We start from the raw sequence: 16958 nt of genomic DNA on the forward strand, positions 1-16958 counted from the left end.
ACCCGATCCCATCTCGAACTCGGCCGTGAAAGTAGTTTGCGCCAATGGTACTAACGCTCAAGCGTTGGAAGAGTAGGGCGTCGCCAGGCATTATCGCTCGCGCAATCACACAAAAAACCCATTTGCATTGTCTGTATAAATAAGAAAAAGCGCCTTACCTCATGCCGGTAGGGCGCTTTTGTCGTTTGAGCTTATTCTCCCCTGATCAACACCAGGGACAGGTTGTCAGCCGGCATATGGACAGTATCGTGATGGTAGAATCCATGGCTTTGCGCACATGCCACGACATCGGCCACTTCCCGCAGGCCCCATTCTGGATGGCGGCTGCGTAAATCGCTGTCGAATGCAGCATTCCCCGGCTGCAGAGGCAATCCAGCCTGCCGATAGGGCCCATACAGATAGACCACACCGCCGGGGCGAAGCACCCTCTTGGCGCCCCGCATCAGGGCCTCTGTCGCGGACCAAGGGCTGATGTGCACCATGTTGATGCAAACAATGGCGGCTGCTTCTGCAACGGGCCAAGGTGCCTGTCGCGTGTCCAAGGCTATCGGCGAACGCAGATTGGGCAAATCGCCGGGCATGAAACGGGCCATGCTGGCCAGCGCTTCGGGCGCCGGGTCAGACGGCTGCCACGTCAGCTTTGGCAAGTGCCGGGCGAAATGGGTGATGTGTTCCCCGGTGCCGCTGGCGATTTCCAGCACCAGTCCGCTGGGCGGCAGATGCGCGCGTAGCACCTCCAGAATGGGATCGCGATTGCGCTGCGCCGCCGCAGAGGATCGACGCAGGTTCAAGGGATCGGTCATGGCAGGTTCTCGCCGGTTGGGACGAAGGTGGACACAAGGGCAGGCTGGGGCAGCAACAGCAGAAAGCGCGATTGCGTGCCGTCTCGGTGATAGGCTGCCTTGCCGCCATGGGCGCTGGCGATCGCCTGCACCACGGCCAGGCCAAGTCCTGATCCGGTGCGATGGGTGTTTTGCGCGCTTGCGCCCCTGCTGAACACCTCAAACAGCGCCTCGACCTGCGCCTCGGGGACGCCCGGACCTTGGTCACCCAGCGCGATTTCCAGCCCGTTTGGCCCCAACGCCGCCTCCAGCCGCAAGGTGCAGGGGTGGGCATAGTGCAAGGCATTGTCCAGCAGCGCCAGCAATGCCTGCCGCAACCGTCCCGCATCCAGCCGGGCGATGACTGGCGGGCAGGACACGTGCAGGCCAAATTGCGCCTTGGTCAGTGTGGGTTGCATCAAGGCGGCCCATTCGGCCAATTCCTGCGTCAGATCGACGTCGGTCAGCCGCAGTTCCAGCCGCCCGATATCGGCCAGACTGACACAGCGCAGATCCTCGACCAGCCGCGCCAGACCATCCACCTGCGACAACAGCCCGCGCAACAAGGCCTCGTCCATGGCAAAGACGCCATCCGACACGCCCTGCAACCGCCCCTTCAGAATGGTCAGCGGCGTGCGCAATTCATGCGCGATCTGGGCGTTCCAACTGATGGCATTATGCGCCCCCTTTTCCAGCCGCGCCGCCATGGTGTTGAAATCGGCCACCAGCATCGCGGTTTCGCCCGGCGCTTCCAGTACGGGATTGGCCCGCGCGCTCAGGTCACCATCGGCGATCGCGCGGGCGGCGCGGGCGACCTCGTGCATGGGCAGGACGATACAGCGCGAAATGCGCAGTCCCAGCCACCCGGACAAGGCGATGCCCATCGCCGTCACCACCCCCATGATCGCCAGATCCCACCCGCTGGGCAGGGCGGAATAGTCGGGCGGGAACAGTTGCGGGGCGATATGGATCGCCACCGTATAGGCGACATAGAACGCCAGAAAGCTGAAGACGACCGTGCCCACCGCCACCATCGCCATGGCCAGCGTCAAATGGCGCGACAGGTCAAAGCGGGGCTGGCGGCGCATGTTCATGCCGCCGCGCCCATGCGATAGCCCACGCCGCGCACGCCTGCGGGCACGCCCGCGACGCCCGCCTCTTCCAGCTTGCGGCGCAGTTTGCTGATGTGGCTGTCGACGGTGCGGTCCAGCGCGTCTGATCCGGGCAGGCAGGCATCGACCAATTCACCGCGGGCGAATGTCTTGTGCGGGCTGCGGGCCATATGCAGCAACAGGCGAAATTCGGTCAGGGTCAGCGGCAGGTCACGCCCATGGACGCGCACAATATGGCTGTCGGTGTCGACCTCGATCGCGCCAACGCGCAACACCGCGCCTGCCGCGCCCTGTCCGGTGCGGCGCAGGATGGCGCGCAGGCGGGCCACCACCTCGACCGGGTTGAACGGTTTGACCACATAGTCATCCGCCCCGATCCGCAGCGCCTGCAATTTGTCGATATCCTGATCCAGCGCGGTGATCATGATGACGGGGGTCTCGGCCTCGCGGCGGATCTGGGACAGGACCGCCCAGCCATCCAGATGCGGCATCCCCACGTCCAGCAACACGATGTCAGGCCGCAGCGCCCGGTGCAGGTCCAGCGCCACCCGGCCATCTGCGGCATGCACGGTGCGAAACCCCTCACGCTCCAGATAGGCGCGCAGGATATCGGCGATGTCGCCGTCGTCTTCGGCAATCAGTGCAAGCGCGCTCATGGCAAAGGCGTTATCATGGCAGACGTATGTGTCGCCAGACGCCTCCATCAAATCTCCACACAACCTCCACACAAGGGCAACGCAGCCCAGCCATAGGTCCAGCATGGTGCATTCTCTTTCCCGTCCGCTGATCCCTGTCCTGACCCTGTTGCTGGCCGCCTGTGGCAGTGGCGCGCCGCCGATGGCGCCCCCCGTGGCCGAGGTGCTGATCACCCCTGCCGCGCAGCAGCCGATTTCGCTGGCCGATGAATTGCCCGGCCGCGTGGTGGCCTATCGCACGGCCGAGATCCGCCCGCAGGTGGGCGGGATTGTGCAGGCGCGGCTGTTTACCGAAGGCGCGATGGTCGGCGCGGGACAGCCGCTGTTCCAGATCAACCCGGCCCCGTTCCGTGCGGATGCGGCCAGCGCCGGGGCGGCGATGGCGCGGGCGCAGGCCACCTATGCCCGCGCGCGGAGTCAGGCTGATCGGCTGAAACCGCTGGTGGGGGCCGATGCGATCAGCGCTCAGACCTATGACGATGCGGTGGTCGCCCGCGATCAGGCGGCGGCCGATGTGGCGGCGGCGCGCGCGGCTCTGGACCGGCGGCGGCTGGATCTGGGCTTTGCGCGGGTGACATCGCCCATCGCGGGCCAGATCGGCGCGGCCCGCGTGACCGAAGGCGCGCTGGTGGGTACGGCGGATGCCAACCCCATGGCGACCGTGCAACAGATCGACCGGGTGTATGTGGACGTGCGTCAGCCCGCCGCCCGTCTGGACGCCTTGCGCGCGGCGGTGGCCGAAGGCGCGGGGGCGGTGGCCGCCCCGGTCGAGATCATCGGTGCCTCGGGCGCGCCGCATCCGGTCAAGGGGCGATTGCTGTTTTCCGATGTGACGGTGGATGCGGGCACGGGCAATGCGGTGGTGCGGGTGCTGGTGGACAATCCGGGCAACCGGCTGTTGCCGGGCATGTATGTGCGCGCCCGCCTGCCGCGTTTGCACCTGCGCAATGCCATCACCGTGCCGCAACAGGCGGTGGCCCATGACGCGGCCGGCCGCGCGCTGGTGCATGTCTGGACCGGCAAGGCCATCGCCGATCGCATGGTCGAGGCGGGCGATGTGGTCGACGGGCAGGTGATCATCCTCAAGGGGCTGAAGCCGGGCGAGCAGGTGGTGGTGGTGGGCATGGACCGCGTCCTGCCGGGCGCGCCGGTCAAGGCGCTGCCCTGGCGCGCGGCGCGCTGATCAACGGAGGCCCAGATGATCCCCCAGTTTTTCATTACGCGCCCCGTGTTTGCCTGGGTGGTGGCGATTGCCATCGCGCTGGCAGGGCTGATCGCGCTGCCATCGATTCCCGTGGCGCGGTTCCCTTCGGTCGCGCCGCCCGCGGTGACGATCACCGCTACCTATCCGGGGGCCACGCCCCAGACGATGAATGACGGCGTTGTCGCCCTGATCGAGCGCGAATTGTCGGGCGCCAAGAGCCTGCTCTATTTCGAGGCCAGCGCCGACACATCCGGTTCGGCCACCATCACCGCGACATTCCAGCCGGGGACCGATCCTGACATGGCGCTGGTTGATGTGCAGAACCGGCTGAAGCTGATCGAGCCGCGCCTGCCGCAGACCGTGCGCCAATATGGTCTGGCGGTCGAGGCGGCCAATAGCGGGTTCCTGTTGCTGGTCGGGCTGAATTCGCCCGATGGCCGCTATGACGAGGCTTCGCTGAGCGATTATCTGGCGCGCAATGTGGTGAACGAGCTGAAGCGCATTCCCGGCGTTGGCCGCGTGCAAAGCTTCTCGGCGGAAAAGGCGATGCGGGTCTGGGTCGATCCGGCGCAGCTGATCGCCTATGATCTGGCAATGGCGGATGTGACATCCGCGATTGCCGCGCAAAACATCCAGATCGCGCCGGGCACGCTGGGCGCCGAACCGGCGTTGAAGGGCCAACGCGTGCTGGTGCCGCTGACCGCCAGCGGCCAGCTGACCACGCCCGCCGAATTCGCGCGCATCGTGCTGAAAGCCGATGCCAATGGCGGGGCGGTGACCCTGGGCGATGTCGCGCGGGTCGAGATGGGCCAGCAGAATTACATGATGTCCACGCGCGAGAATGGCCGCGCGGGGGCATCGCTGGCGGTGCAGATGGCGCCGGGCGCCAATGCGGTGCAGGTGTCGGACGCGGTGCGCAAGCGCATGGCCGAAATCGCCCGCGCGATGCCCAGTGGCATGGAATGGACGATTCCCTTCGACACCGCCCCCTTTGTCCGCGTCTCCATCGAAAAGGTGCTGGAGACGCTGGCCGAGGCGATGGTGCTGGTGTTTCTGGTGATGTACCTGTTTTTGCAGAACATCCGCTATACGCTGGTGCCCGCCGTGGTGGCGCCGATCGCGCTGCTGGGCACGGTGGCGGTGATGGCGCTGGCGGGCTATTCACTGAACGTATTGACGATGTTTGGCATGGTGCTGGCGATCGGCATCATTGTGGATGACGCCATCGTCGTGGTCGAAAACGTCGAACGCATCATGGCCGAGGAAGGCCTGCCCCCGCTGCAAGCCACCAAAAAGGCCATGCGCGAGATTACCGGCGCGGTGGTGGGCATCACGCTGGTGCTGGTTTCGGTGTTCATCCCCATGGCCTTTGCCAGCGGATCGGTGGGGGTGATCTATCGCCAATTCGCCATGTCGATGGCGGTCAGCATCCTGATCTCGGCGGTGCTGGCGCTCTCGCTGACGCCCGCGCTATGCGCCAGCGTGCTGAAGCCGGTGATCGGCCACCGGGCCAAGCCGCGCTTTTTCGCCGCCTTTGACCGGGGCTTTGACCGGATGGCGCGCGGCTATGCCGGATGGGTGGCGCGGGTGCTCAAACGCAGCATGCGGGCGATGGTGGCGCTGGGCGTGGTGGTGGCTTTGCTGGGCTTTGCCTTTTGGCGCTTGCCCACCGCCTTTCTGCCCGAAGAGGATCAGGGCTATTACATCACCGCGTTCCAATTGCCCGCCGACGCCACGGCCGAACGCACGCGTGAGGCGGTGATGACGCTGGAACGCCACACCGCCACGCGTTCGGGGATCGCGGGCAACGAGGCGATTTTGGGCTTTGGCTTTGCCGGGGCGGGGCCCAATGCGGCGGTGGTGTTCACCGTGATGAAGGATTGGGCGCAGCGCGGCGGCGCCACCGTGCAGGACGAGGTCGCCCGCACCATGCAGGCGATGTCGGTGATCAAGGAAGGCGTCATCATGAGCCTGATGCCCCCCGCGATTGATGAACTGGGCAATTCCTCGGGCTTTGCCATGCGGTTGGAGGACCGGGCCGGGCGCGGACATGACGCGCTGGTGGCGGCGCAGAACCAGTTGCTGGGCCTTGCGGCGCAAAGCAAGAAGGTGGTGGGCGTCTATCCCGATGGCCTGCCGGCGGGCACCAGCATCCACCTGTCCATCGACCGCCAAAAGGCCGAGGCGCTGGGCGTACCGTTCAGCCGGATCAGCGATACGCTTTCGGCGGCAATGGGGTCGGCCTATGTCGGGGATTTCCCCAATAATGGGCGGATGCAGCAGGTGATCGTGCAGGCCGACGCGCCCTATCGCATGAATCTGTCGGACATGATGCGGCTGAACCTGCGCAACAACGCCGGGGCGATGGTGCCTTTGTCCGAAGTCGTCACTGCCCAATGGCAACAAACCCCGCTGCAACTGGTACGCTATAACGGCTATCCGGCGATGCGCCTGTCGGGGATGGCGGCGCCTGGTGTCTCCAGCGGCGAGGCCATGGCCGAAATGGAAGCGCTGGCCAAGCAATTGCCGCCCGGTTTCGCCATCGAATGGACCGGCCTGTCCTATCAGGAGCAGCAATCGGGGGCGCAGGCGCCGATGTTGCTGGCGCTGTCGATGCTGGCGGTATTTCTGGTGCTGGCGGCGATGTATGACAGCTTTGCCGTGCCGCTGGCGGTGATGCTGGTGGTGCCGCTGGGGCTGATTGGCGCGGTGACGGCGGTGGAATTGCGCGGCATGGCCAATGACGTGTTCCTCAAGGTCGGGTTGATCACCATCATCGGCCTGTCGGCCAAAAACGCCATCCTGATCGTGGAATTCGCCCGCCATTACCGCGCGGCCGGGATGGGATTGATGCAAAGCGCGATGGCCGCGGCCAAGGTGCGTTTGCGCCCGATCGTGATGACATCCATGGCCTTCACGCTGGGCGTCATGCCGCTGATGCTGGCGCGCGGGGCCAGCGCCGAAACACAGGCGGCGATTGGCACGGGCGTGTTTGGCGGCATGATTTCGGGCACGGTGCTGGCGGTGTTCTTTGTCCCCGTGTTCTTTGTCGTGGCGATGGGCATCAGCGAGAAACTGGGTAGGGGACGCTGGCGCCGCCCGCCCTCGGCCCCCGCCGGGCAGGAGCAGGCCGATGCGTAAGGGGATGATCGCGCTGATGGCGCTGATGCTGGCGGGTTGCGCGGGCGGGCAGGGCGTCATGCCCGCCGCCCCGGTGCCCGACCATTTTGCCCAAACCGGGCCGCGTGTGGTGCCTGAATGGCGGGCGATGTTTGGCGATGCCCGGTTGCAGGCGCTGATCACGCTGGCTTTGCAGGAAAACCGCGATCTGCGCATCGCCGCGCTGAACGCTCAGGCGGCGCGGGCCAGCCTGACGGTGGCGCGGGGCGCGCAAATGCCCACGCTGGAGGCGCAAGGCTCGCTGGTTGCCACCCGCACGGCCGCCGACCACCTGACCGGCCAGATCGCCCTGACCAGTTTTGAACTGGACCTGTTTGGCCGGTTGCGCGCCCAGACCCGCGCGGCGCAGGACCGCTATCTGGCCAGCGAGGCTGGGCAGCGCGCGGCGCGGCTGACGGTGATCGGGGCGGTGGCCGAAAGCTATGTCGCGCAAGCTTTGGCGCAGGAACAATGGCAGTTGACGCAATCGACGCTGGCCGATTGGCAAGTGTCGCTGGATCTGACGCGGCGCTTGCATGATGCGGGGCAGGCCAGCGGCAGCGATGTCGCGCAGGCCGAAGGGCTGGTCCGTCAGGCCGAAGCCGATCTGGCCCAGCGCCAGCGCGAGCGCGAGCAGGCCGCCCACGCGCTGGCGCTGGCCGTGGGGGCACAGCCGCCCGCCGATCTGCCCGCGCCCGTGGGGCTGATGGCCGCGATGCTGCCCGCGTCACTGGGCGCGGGGGTGCCGTCCGATCTGTTGCTGGCGCGGCCCGACATTGTGCAGGCCGAATATGCCTTGCGCGCGGCGCAGGCCGATGTTGCGGCGGCGCGGGCGGCGTTCTTTCCCCGCCTGTCGCTGACGGCGGCGCTGGGCACGCTCAGCCCCGGATTGTCGGGCCTGTTTGGCGGCGCCAACCGCACGTGGAGCTATACGCCCGCCGTGTCGGTGCCGCTGTTTCCTCCGTCCAGCCTGCGCGGCAATCTGGCACAGGCCAAGGCGGCGCGCGGCATCGCCGTGGCCCAATATGAAAAGGCGATCCAGACCGCCTTTGCCGAAGTGGCCGACGGCATTTCCGCCCAGACCACCTATGGCCCGCAGATCACCGCGCAAATGGCGGCGGCGGCGGCGGCGGACAGGCGCGCCAGCCTGTCGCGATTGCGCTATTCTGCGGGGGTGGACAGTCGGCTGGAGCTGCTGGACGCGCAGCGCAGCGCCTATGCCGCGCACCAGACGCTGCTGTCGACGCGGGCGGCGGCGCTGGTGGGGATGGTTCGGCTGTACCGCGCATTGGGCGGCATGTAACAAAAGGGCGGGGCCATCACAGCCCCGCCCCCTTTGCGTGTCAGGCCTGATCCACCCGGCCAATCGGCATCCGCCGGATGCGGCGGCCCAACAGGCGCGAAACCGCATTGGCCACGGCGGGCGGCACCGCAGGCAGGCCGGGCTCACCAATTCCGCCCATCGGCGCGCCGCTTTCCACCACGCGCACATGGACACGCGGCATGCGGTCAGGCGTCAGGATGGAATAGCCGTCAAAGTTGCGGGCCTCGCGCAGGCCGTCCTTGAACACGGCTTCCTCGATCAACACCTGCGACAGGCCCAATGCCACGGCGGAATTGACCTGTGCGGTGATGATCGCCGGGTTGACGATGTTGCCCGGATCGATCGCCTGCCACAGGTCATGCACCACCACCTGCCCGTCCTTGACCGAAACTTCGGCAATGGCGGCGGTTTCGGTGCCAAAGGGCGAGGCCATCGCCACGCCGCGCGCCCGCTTGCTGCCATCGGGCGCGGTAAAGGGCCCGGCCTTCCACCCGCCCGCCAGATCGGCCACCGCCTGCAACAGATTGGTCAGCCGCGCGTTGCCCTGCAACAGCTTCATGCGCAGCGCGAATGGATCCTGCCCGCCCTTGTCGGCCACTTCGTCCAGGAACGTTTCGTAAAAGAAATCGTTCATCGAATTGCCGACCGACCGCCAATAGGCCAGCGGCGCGGGGCTTTTGGCGTAGATCTGGGCGATGCGCTTGGCGGGCAGGGCATAGGCCTTGCCGGTCAGGCCCTCCAGCGCTGCCGGATCGATCTTGCCGCTGCGCTTGTCGGCGATGCCCTCGGTCGGGCCTTCGGTGATGCTGACGGCCTCGATCGCGGATGGCAGGCCATCGGCGCCCAGCGCGGCGCGGAACCGCACCGCCGCCATCGGGCGCAAGGGATCGCGCAGGAACTCCTCCTCGCGCGTCCAGATCAGCTTGACCGGGGCACCCACGCGCTTGGCCAGCTCGATCGCCTGCGGAAATGGGCTGGCGTGGGGATAGATGAAGTGGCGGCCAAAGAACCCGCCCAGCAGCGGCGAATGGACCGTGATCTTTTCGGGCGGCAGGCCGGACGCCTTGGCGATCTCGCCCAGAAAGATGTCGGGGGCCTGATTGGGCAGCCACACCTCCAGCGTGCCGTCGCCATTGAACCGCGCCAGCGCCGAGGGCGGCTCCAACTGGGCGTGGTTCAGATATTGGCTGTGATAGGTGGCGCTGATCGTGGTCTTGGCGCTGGCCAGCGCGGCGGCGATGTCCCCGCTGCTTTCGCCCACCTCCTCGGTCCCCTGTGTGGTGGCCAGTTGCGCCGCAAACGCGGCCGAGGAAAAACTGGCGGGCATGGGGCGATAGGTCGCCCCGCTCGCCTCGGCCCAATCCACTTGCGCGGCCTCAACCGCGCGGCGGGCGTGCCAGAAACGCTGCGCCACCACGGCCACCGCGCCGTTCAGCACATGCACCGAATGCACGCCCTTCATGGCCTTGACCGCCGCCTCGTTGCGGATGCGGGTGACGGTCATGCCCAGACGGGGCGCATGCTGAACCGCGGCATGCAACATGCCCGGCACCGCCATGTCGATCGAGAACTGCGCCCGCCCGGTGGATTTGTCGCGCACGTCCAGCCGCTTGACCGGCTTGCCGATCCAGCGGAATTGGGCCGGATCCTTCAGCGTGACCGCGGCGGGCGCGGGCAGGTCCAGCGTGCCCTGCACCAGTTGCGCATAGGTCAGCACCCGGCCAGAGGCGGCGTGGACCACCTTGCCCGGCTGGGTCGTCAGGGCCGAGACCGGCAGCTGCCAGCGGCTGGCGGCGGCCTGCATCAGCATGGCGCGCGCGGTCGCGCCCAGTTTGCGCATGGTGGCATAGCTGCTGCGGACCGAGAACGACCCCCCGGTTATCCGCATCTGCCCAAACACCACCTGATAATCGCGCCCGGTGGGGGCGTTTTCGATGACAAAGCTGGCCGGATCGGCATCCAGCTCCTCGCCCACGATCTGGGCCAGCGCGGTCCAGATGCCTTGGCCGCCCTCCATGAAGGGGCTTTGCAACCGGATGCGGCCATCGGGCAGGATCGCCAGAAAGGCCGGAACGCGGGTGCCCGGCACAATCGGTGCAGCCGCCGCGCTCTGCGCCCGCGCCGCGCCCACCGGCAGGCCAAAGCCCAGCACCAGCGCGCCCGTGGCCAGACCACCCAGCACCCCCCGGCGCGAGACATTGACCGGATCGCCGGTCGGCAGCGTTTCGCCCTGCGGCTGGCTCATGTGGTTCATGCGCCCTTGCTCCCGGCTGCGGGGGCGCTCAGGCCCGCGACATCGCGCACCGCCGCCTTGATCGCGTTATAGGTGCCACAGCGGCACAGGTTGACCATCGCGTCCTCGACGTCACTGTCGGAGGGTTTGGCCTTGGCCTTCAACAGGGCGGTCGCGGCCATCACCTGACCTGATTGGCAATAGCCGCATTGCGGCACCTGATGCGCCTCCCATGCGGCCACGACGCGGGCGCCAACGGGATCGGCCTCCACCGCCTCGATCGTGGTGACCTTGCGCCCCGCGACCAGTTCCAGCGGGGTGATGCAGGACCGGGTGATCTCGCCATCCACCATCACCGAACACGCGCCGCACTGCGCCACGCCACAGCCATATTTGGTGCCCGTCATCGCCAGATCATCGCGCAGTACCCACAACAGCGGCGTGTCGGGCTCGGCATCGATGCTATGGGCTTTTCCGTTGATGGTCAGTTGTATCATGGTGGGGCGTAACCTTTGGACGGGCCGGCGGGGGCGCCGGATCAGTATTGCGGTGCAATGTGGGGGCGAAAGCCCGCTTGCGCAACCGCCCGAACAGGCATGTCCGGCGGTTGGTTGCGGCAACCGGCCCATAGCGCGTCCGTCGTGGATTGGCAGCGGCCACAAGTGTACTGGCGGCCCGGCTGGCCTGAATGGATAGGTATCCGTGACCGGGCAATGTTCTTGCATAGCGGGCGCAAAGGCATTACCGGACACTTTGTCCGTTACCGCGCCGCGGCAGGCCCCCGCCTGTCCCGCCCCCATCTGCGAGTGTCCCATGGCCGATACGCCCGAGCTTTCCGAAACCCAAACCCCGCGCAATCCGGCCGCGCGCCGCGTGATCCTGACGGTGCTGGGCGCGGCGGTGCTGGGCGGGGCGTGGTATGGCTATGGCTATTACACCCACGGCCAATATCAGCAGGAAACCAATGACGCGCAGGTACAGGCAGATTCGCTGACCGTGTCATCGCGCGTGTCGGGCTATGTTACCGATGTGCAGGTGCAGGACAATCAGGACGTGGCGGCTGGCGCGCCCTTGCTGCGGCTGGACCCGCGCGATTACCGGGCCAAGACCGATCAGGCATCGGCCCAGATCGCCATGGCGCAGGCGTTGCAGGCCAATGCGCAATCGGCCATGGCCGAGCAACAGGCCGCGATCGAACAGGCCCGCGCGCAACTGGCCTCGGCACAGGCCAAGGCGCAGTTCGACGCCGATCAGGTCAAGCGTTTCGCGCCGCTGGTCGCCAGCGGGGCCGAGCAGGCGCAGCAACTGGCCCAGTTGCGCACCGCCGCCGATCAGTCCGCCGCGCAGGTCCGCGCCCAATCCGCCATGGTCGAGGCGCAGCAGCGCCGGCTTTCCACGCTGGAGGCGCAGGTGCGTCAGGCTGGCGCGCAGGGGCAGGGCGGCGCGGCGCAATTGTCGGCTGCCAATGTCGATCTGGCAGCCACGCAGATCCGCGCCACCATGGCCGGCCGCGTGGGCGACAAAAGCGTGACCGTGGGCCAATATGTCACCCCCGGCATGCGGCTGATGTCGATCGTCCCGCTGGACAAGCTGTATGTCGTGGCCAATTTCAAGGAAACGCAGATGGCGCTGGTGCGCCCCGGTCAGCCGGTGACGATCAAGGTCGACGCGCTGGAGGGCAAGGTGATCAAGGGCCGGGTGGCCAGCATCGCGCCGGGCACCGGGGCCAGTTTCAGCCTGATCCCTCCCGCCAATGCCACCGGCAATTTCACCAAGATCGTCCAGCGCGTCCCCGTGCGGATCGAGATCGAGGCAACCCCGGCCATCCGCCGCCTGTTGGTGCCAGGCCTGTCGGTGACGGCCAGCATCGACACCATCAGCGCCCGTGACGAGGCCGCGCACTGAACATGGCAGAGGCGGCCGCCCCCACCGTTTCGCCCGTTCCCGCCGCGCCACAGAATGCCGATCTGACGGCATGGCTGGCGGTGGCGGCGGGCACGCTGGGCGCGCTGATGGCGACGCTGGACATCTCCATCGTCAATTCGGCGCTGCCCACGATCCAGGGCGAAATCGGCGCGTCGGGCACCGAAGGGACGTGGGTGGCCACCTCCTATCTGGTGGCCGAAATCGTCATCATCCCGCTGGCGGCATGGTTTCAGCGGGTGCTGGGCCTGCGCACATTCCTGTTGATCGCGGCCAGCCTGTTCACGCTGTTTTCGATGATGTGCGGCATGGCCGACAGCCTGACGATGATGATCATCGGCCGCGTCGGACAAGGCTTTACCGGGGGGGCGCTGATCCCCACGGCGCAAACCATCATCGCCATGCGATTGCCCCGCCATCAGCAACCGATCGGCATCGCCGCCTTTGGCTGTACGGCGATCATGGGGCCGGTGATGGGGCCGCTGATCGGCGGCTGGCTGACCGAGAACATCTCGTGGCATTACGCCTTTTTCATCAACCTGCCGGTGTGTGCGGTGCTGTTGTGCCTGCTCATTCTGGGGCTGCCGCATGAACGCAGCCATTTGCGCGAATTTGCCCGCGCGGACTGGTTTGGCATCATCGGGCTGGCGCTGGGACTGGGCGGGCTGACGGTCCTCCTGGAAGAAGGCCAGCGCGAGCAGTGGTTCGATTCCGAGGTGATCCGCCTGATGGCGCTGGTTTCGTTGGCCGGGTTCATCAGTCTGGGGATCGGCCAGAAATATGCCGCCCGCCCGGTGATCCAGCTGAAGCTGTTGCTGGACCGGCAATTTGGCGCGGTGGCGGCGATGGGCCTTGTGCTGGGGATGGTGCTCTATGGCACCTCCTATGTCATCCCCCAGTTTCTGGCGATGGTGGCCAATTACAACGCGCTGCAATCGGGCAAGATCGTGCTGATCTCTGGCCTGCCCAGCCTGTTCATGATGGCGATGGTGCCGATCCTGCTGAAACGGGTGGATGTGCGGATCGCGGTGGCGGCAGGGCTGATGATCATGGGCGGATCGGCTTTGCTGGATTCCAACCTGTCGATCCTGGCCGATGGCGATGATTTCGTGGTCTCGCAATTGCTGCGCGGAGTGGGGCAGATTTTGGGCATGCTGTTCCTGTCGCAAGCCTGTGTGCGGTCGGTCCCGCGCGAACTGGCGGGCGATGCGTCCGGCCTGTTCAACAGCGTGCGCAATCTGGGCGGCAGTCTGGCGCTGGCGGGGATTGCCATCATTCAGGACGAACGCCTGTGGCTGCACGCCCGCCGCATGGAGGAAAGCCTGCGCGCCAACAGCGTGGCGGTGCAGGCCAAGGTGCAAGCCATGGGCGGCCTGCACGCCGCCGTGCCCCAGATCGAGGCGCAGATCCAGATGCAGGCGCTGGTGATGACCTTCAACGATATCTTCTGGATCATGGGCGTGGGGACGATGATCGTCCTGCCGCTGGTCCTGTTGCTGCGCCCCTTTGCCAAAGACGCCGCGCCCGACGCGCCGATGCATTAAGCCAATCTGTGAGAGCCACCATGACGCCCGCCCATTCCCGTTTGCTGATTTCGCTGCTGGCCGGTGGCCTGCCCTTGGCGCTGGGCGCCTGTGCGGTAGGGCCGCGCTATGCCGGGCCGCCCGCGCCGCCGGTGGCATCGGACGCGCGTTTCGCGCGCGGCGCGGGGCTGGCGGCGGGGCAACCGGCGCTGGCCAATTGGTGGGAGGCGCTGGGCGATGCGCGGCTGAACACGCTGATGGCGCAGGCGCTGGCCAACAGCCCCTCGGTGGCCGAGGCGCAGGCCCGGCTGGCCGAGGCGGGGGCGCTCCTGCGTCAGCGCAAGGCCAGCGATCTGCCTTCGGTGTCGCCCACGCTGATCACCGGGCGGGCGGAATTGCCCGCCTTTACGCCGGGGGGATCACGCACCGATCTGGAAATCTACAATCTGGGCGCGACCGCCTCGTGGGAGCCGGATTTCTGGGGGATGAAGGCGGCCGACAACGCCAGCGCCGCCGCCACCCGTGACAAGGCGCGTGCCCAACTGGCCGATGTGCAGGTCAGCCTGAGCGCGCAGGTGGCGCAGGCCTATGTCAATCTGCGTGACGCGCAGGGGCGGCTGGCACAGGCCCGCGCGCTGACCGGGCTGCGCGCCCGCGCGCTGGAACTGATCGAACAGCGGTTCAAGGCAGGCGCGGCCACGCAGGCCGATATCGCCCGGGCCCAGACCGCCCGCGCGCAGGCCGCCGCCGCGCAGGCCCCGCTTCAGGCACAGGCAGAGGTGGCGCTGAACCAGTTGGCGGTCCTGACCGGCCATGCACCGGGGGCGCTGGATGGCGATCTGGCCGCCCTTGCGCCTTTGCCGCAATTGCCCGCCAGCGTGGCGGTGGGCGATCCGGCGGGCCTGATTGCGCGCCGCCCCGACATCCGCACCGCCGAACGCCAACTGGCCGCCAGCACCGCCAATATCGCCGCCACCCGCGCCAAGCTGTTGCCGCGCCTGTCGTTCACCGGCATTCTGGGCATGGGCAGCAATTCGGTGGAAAGCATCGTTGACCCCAGCACGGCCGCCTATGGCGTGTTGCCGCAGCTGAAATGGAGCGGGCTGGATTGGGGCAAGGGCCGCGCCAGCGTGGCACAGGCCCGCGCGCAAAAGGATACAGCCCAAGCGCAATATACCCGCGCCGTGCTGACCGCGCTGGAAGATGCCGAGAGCAGCCTGTCACGATTCCGCGCCAATCGCACCCGTCTGGCGGAACTGGACGTGGCCGCCGCTGCCGCCCGCCGTGCCGCCGATCTGGGGGCGCAGCGCGTTGCGGCTGGCACGTTGTCGGGGCTGGAACAGGCAGACATCGCCGCCACCGCGCAGCAGGCGCAGATGACCGCCGCGCAAGCCCGCGCCGATCTGCTCTCCAGCTATATCACCGTGGCCAAGGCGTTGGGGCTGGGTTGGCGGGACTGACGCCCGCTGGCGGTCTGGGCCTGCGGGACTGAAGCCGGACGGGGGCGCCCGCCGCCTGTCGGCGCGTTCAGCGCGGGGCGATGCCGTGCAGCAGCAGGGTCAGCCCCGTGGTCACCATCTCGGCGATTTCATCCTCTTCTTTGAAGGGCTTGCACAGAGCGCCCAGCATCCGCACCACCATCAGCAATTCCTGCGCGCCGACATCGGGCCGCAACCGGCCCTCGGCATGGGCGCGGGCGACCAGCGGTTCCAGCGCCCGTTCGGCACGCAGCCCCAATTGCCGGAACGCGGCCAGTTGCGCCTCGTCCAACTGCACCTCGGCCAACAGGCGGGCGAACAGCGCCGACATCCGCGCCCCATCGCGCACGATCCGCCGCAGCGCGTCCTCAAACGGTAGTTCCAGCGTTTCGGGCGGCACCAACTGGTCGATCTCACGCGCGAATATGGCCAAAGCCAGCGCAACGCGATCCTTGAAATTGCGGTATAAAGTGGCGCGGCCCACCCCCGCCCGGTCGGCGATTTCCTCCAGCGGCACGGCATAGCCATGCGCCTCGATGCAGTCGATCGCTGCATCCAGCAACGCTGTGCGGCGGGCCACGGCGTCCTTGCGCGTCGGGCCGGAAAGGGCGATTTGGGCGGGCATCTGTCCTTCTCTGTTTAGCCTGTCATTGTAGGCGTCCTGTGCGTCCGGCGCAATCGGGATGACGGCGCGGGGCAAACCGCCTAAGGCAGGCACGCGATCAGATACGGCGTTGGAGGGCGTGAAATGGTTGTCAATGATAGCAATATGGACGCCTCTGCGACCGCTTTGGCCGAGCGCGAGCGGCGGCAGGCGGTGGGCCGCCTGCGCCGTGCCCGCACCCGCGCGCGCATTCTGGCGGCGGCCTTTGACCTGTTCGGATCGGACAGCGGCCTCTATGCCCGGATCGAGGAAATCGCCCAGCGCGCCGGGATCACCCGCGCCACCTTTTACGACCATTTCACCGGCATGGCCGAACTGCGCGAAGCCTTGGCCGTGGAGGTGACGCATGACTTCCTGATCGCGGTGCGTGACGCGCTCTCCACCCTGCCTGATCCGCGCGAAAGGGCGGCCGCCGCGATCCGGTTCTATCTGCACCGGGTGCGCGCCGCGCCGCGCTGGGGCTGGTCGATGGTCAATCTGTCGGCCAGCGGGGTGATCTTTGGCGCCGAAACCCATGGCGAGGCCGAGCACACCGTGCAGGAAGGGATGGCCGCGGGCATGCTGCATCTGCCCCACAGCGCGCTGGGCCGCGATCTGATCCTGGGCGCGACATTGGCGGCGATGGGCACGATGCTGCGCGAAAGGGTGGCGCCCGACTACCCCGAACAGATCGTCGTGCCGGTGCTGTGCGGGCTGGGCGTGGCGCGCGATGCGGCGCAGGCCATCGCCGCCCGGCCCTTGCCGCCGCTGCGGGAAACCGCGCCCCAAACTTGACGATTTGCAAGATTTGGCATAGCCATTCCCGCATCCGACAGAATGTCT

13 protein-coding genes and 1 rRNA gene are annotated in these 16958 nt (G+C 67.2%); 8 read left to right on the plus strand and 6 right to left on the minus strand.

Features of this window, described 5'->3' with window-relative positions; genetic code table 11:
- Nucleotides 1-89 (plus strand): 5S ribosomal RNA (rrf, locus tag GTZ99_RS16330); the annotation flags it as partial.
- Nucleotides 90-191: 102 nt separating this feature from the next.
- Here rrf and GTZ99_RS16335 read toward each other — a convergent pair.
- The 3 genes from GTZ99_RS16335 to GTZ99_RS16345 are packed head-to-tail and all read right to left on the minus strand — an operon-like array spanning nt 192 to nt 2589.
- The gene (locus GTZ99_RS16335; RefSeq protein WP_161720838.1) at nt 192-803 is read right to left on the minus strand and encodes a DUF938 domain-containing protein; all 612 of its coding nucleotides are present in this window, start codon (nt 801-803) and stop codon (nt 192-194) included.
- Nucleotides 800-1915 (minus strand): ATP-binding protein, encoded by a 1116-nt coding sequence (locus GTZ99_RS16340; protein ID WP_161720840.1) that lies wholly within the window; start codon nt 1913-1915, stop codon nt 800-802. Before GTZ99_RS16340 ends, GTZ99_RS16335 begins: the two co-directional genes overlap by 4 nt.
- Entirely contained in the window at nt 1912-2589 is a 678-nt protein-coding gene (locus GTZ99_RS16345) for a response regulator (protein WP_161720842.1), read from the minus strand. The genes GTZ99_RS16340 and GTZ99_RS16345 overlap by 4 nt, the downstream gene beginning before the upstream one ends.
- A gap of 103 nt (nt 2590-2692) precedes the next feature.
- Here GTZ99_RS16345 and GTZ99_RS16350 point away from each other — a divergent pair, with 103 nt between their 5' ends.
- From GTZ99_RS16350 to GTZ99_RS16360, 3 genes are read left to right on the plus strand one after another with little or no spacing between them, the layout of a single operon-like run.
- Nucleotides 2693-3811, plus strand: coding sequence for an efflux RND transporter periplasmic adaptor subunit (locus GTZ99_RS16350; protein WP_161720844.1), 1119 nt, complete (start codon nt 2693-2695; stop codon nt 3809-3811).
- 15 nt (nt 3812-3826) lie between these two features.
- Nucleotides 3827-6973 (plus strand): multidrug efflux RND transporter permease subunit, encoded by a 3147-nt coding sequence (locus GTZ99_RS16355; protein WP_201742585.1) that lies wholly within the window; start codon nt 3827-3829, stop codon nt 6971-6973.
- Nucleotides 6966-8294, plus strand: coding sequence for an efflux transporter outer membrane subunit (locus tag GTZ99_RS16360; protein WP_161720845.1), 1329 nt, complete (start codon nt 6966-6968; stop codon nt 8292-8294). The genes GTZ99_RS16355 and GTZ99_RS16360 overlap by 8 nt, the downstream gene beginning before the upstream one ends.
- A gap of 40 nt (nt 8295-8334) precedes the next feature.
- On the opposite strand, the gene GTZ99_RS16365 is transcribed toward GTZ99_RS16360, so the two are convergent.
- Nucleotides 8335-10569 carry a xanthine dehydrogenase family protein molybdopterin-binding subunit gene (locus GTZ99_RS16365; RefSeq protein WP_161720847.1) on the minus strand — a complete coding sequence of 745 codons (2235 nt, stop codon included), beginning with the start codon at nt 10567-10569 and terminating at the stop codon, nt 8335-8337.
- Nucleotides 10566-11045 (minus strand): (2Fe-2S)-binding protein, encoded by a 480-nt coding sequence (locus GTZ99_RS16370; protein ID WP_201742586.1) that lies wholly within the window; start codon nt 11043-11045, stop codon nt 10566-10568. Before GTZ99_RS16370 ends, GTZ99_RS16365 begins: the two co-directional genes overlap by 4 nt.
- 316 nt (nt 11046-11361) lie before the next feature.
- Here GTZ99_RS16370 and GTZ99_RS16375 point away from each other — a divergent pair, with 316 nt between their 5' ends.
- From GTZ99_RS16375 to GTZ99_RS16385, 3 genes are read left to right on the plus strand one after another with little or no spacing between them, the layout of a single operon-like run.
- Nucleotides 11362-12453, plus strand: a complete 1092-nt coding sequence (locus GTZ99_RS16375; RefSeq protein WP_161720849.1) for an HlyD family secretion protein — start codon at nt 11362-11364, stop codon at nt 12451-12453.
- A gap of 2 nt (nt 12454-12455) precedes the next feature.
- Nucleotides 12456-14015: an MDR family MFS transporter gene (locus tag GTZ99_RS16380; RefSeq protein WP_161720851.1), complete on the plus strand. Its 1560-nt coding sequence runs from the start codon at nt 12456-12458 to the stop codon at nt 14013-14015.
- A gap of 20 nt (nt 14016-14035) precedes the next feature.
- Nucleotides 14036-15454: an efflux transporter outer membrane subunit gene (locus GTZ99_RS16385; RefSeq protein ID WP_161720853.1), complete on the plus strand. Its 1419-nt coding sequence runs from the start codon at nt 14036-14038 to the stop codon at nt 15452-15454.
- A gap of 67 nt (nt 15455-15521) precedes the next feature.
- Here GTZ99_RS16385 and GTZ99_RS16390 read toward each other — a convergent pair whose 3' ends face one another.
- Nucleotides 15522-16097 carry a TetR/AcrR family transcriptional regulator gene (locus GTZ99_RS16390; RefSeq protein ID WP_161720855.1) on the minus strand — a complete coding sequence of 192 codons (576 nt, stop codon included), beginning with the start codon at nt 16095-16097 and terminating at the stop codon, nt 15522-15524.
- A gap of 144 nt (nt 16098-16241) precedes the next feature.
- On the opposite strand from GTZ99_RS16390, the gene GTZ99_RS16395 reads away from it, so the two are divergent.
- Nucleotides 16242-16910: a TetR/AcrR family transcriptional regulator gene (locus GTZ99_RS16395; protein ID WP_161720857.1), complete on the plus strand. Its 669-nt coding sequence runs from the start codon at nt 16242-16244 to the stop codon at nt 16908-16910.
- Nucleotides 16911-16958: the final 48 nt, after the last annotated feature.

It is taken from the genome of Novosphingobium ovatum, assembly GCF_009909235.1.
In the GTDB taxonomy this organism is placed as follows: Bacteria; Pseudomonadota; Alphaproteobacteria; order Sphingomonadales; family Sphingomonadaceae; genus Novosphingobium; species Novosphingobium ovatum.

Excerpts from the sequence above, each read along its gene's own strand:
- GTZ99_RS16395 (WP_161720857.1), top strand. The coding sequence starts at position 16,242 with ATGGACGCCTCTGCGACCGCTTTGGCCGAGCGCGAGCGGCGGCAGGCG.
- GTZ99_RS16335 (WP_161720838.1), bottom strand. The coding sequence starts at position 803 with ATGACCGATCCCTTGAACCTGCGTCGATCCTCTGCGGCGGCGCAGCGC.
- GTZ99_RS16350 (WP_161720844.1), top strand. The coding sequence starts at position 2,693 with ATGGTGCATTCTCTTTCCCGTCCGCTGATCCCTGTCCTGACCCTGTTG.
- GTZ99_RS16360 (WP_161720845.1), top strand. The coding sequence starts at position 6,966 with ATGCGTAAGGGGATGATCGCGCTGATGGCGCTGATGCTGGCGGGTTGC.
- GTZ99_RS16365 (WP_161720847.1), bottom strand. The coding sequence starts at position 10,569 with ATGAACCACATGAGCCAGCCGCAGGGCGAAACGCTGCCGACCGGCGAT.
- GTZ99_RS16375 (WP_161720849.1), top strand. The coding sequence starts at position 11,362 with ATGGCCGATACGCCCGAGCTTTCCGAAACCCAAACCCCGCGCAATCCG.
- GTZ99_RS16370 (WP_201742586.1), bottom strand. The coding sequence starts at position 11,045 with ATGATACAACTGACCATCAACGGAAAAGCCCATAGCATCGATGCCGAG.
- GTZ99_RS16385 (WP_161720853.1), top strand. The coding sequence starts at position 14,036 with ATGACGCCCGCCCATTCCCGTTTGCTGATTTCGCTGCTGGCCGGTGGC.
- GTZ99_RS16345 (WP_161720842.1), bottom strand. The coding sequence starts at position 2,589 with ATGAGCGCGCTTGCACTGATTGCCGAAGACGACGGCGACATCGCCGAT.
- GTZ99_RS16340 (WP_161720840.1), bottom strand. The coding sequence starts at position 1,915 with ATGAACATGCGCCGCCAGCCCCGCTTTGACCTGTCGCGCCATTTGACG.
- GTZ99_RS16390 (WP_161720855.1), bottom strand. The coding sequence starts at position 16,097 with ATGCCCGCCCAAATCGCCCTTTCCGGCCCGACGCGCAAGGACGCCGTG.
- GTZ99_RS16380 (WP_161720851.1), top strand. The coding sequence starts at position 12,456 with ATGGCAGAGGCGGCCGCCCCCACCGTTTCGCCCGTTCCCGCCGCGCCA.
- GTZ99_RS16355 (WP_201742585.1), top strand. The coding sequence starts at position 3,827 with ATGATCCCCCAGTTTTTCATTACGCGCCCCGTGTTTGCCTGGGTGGTG.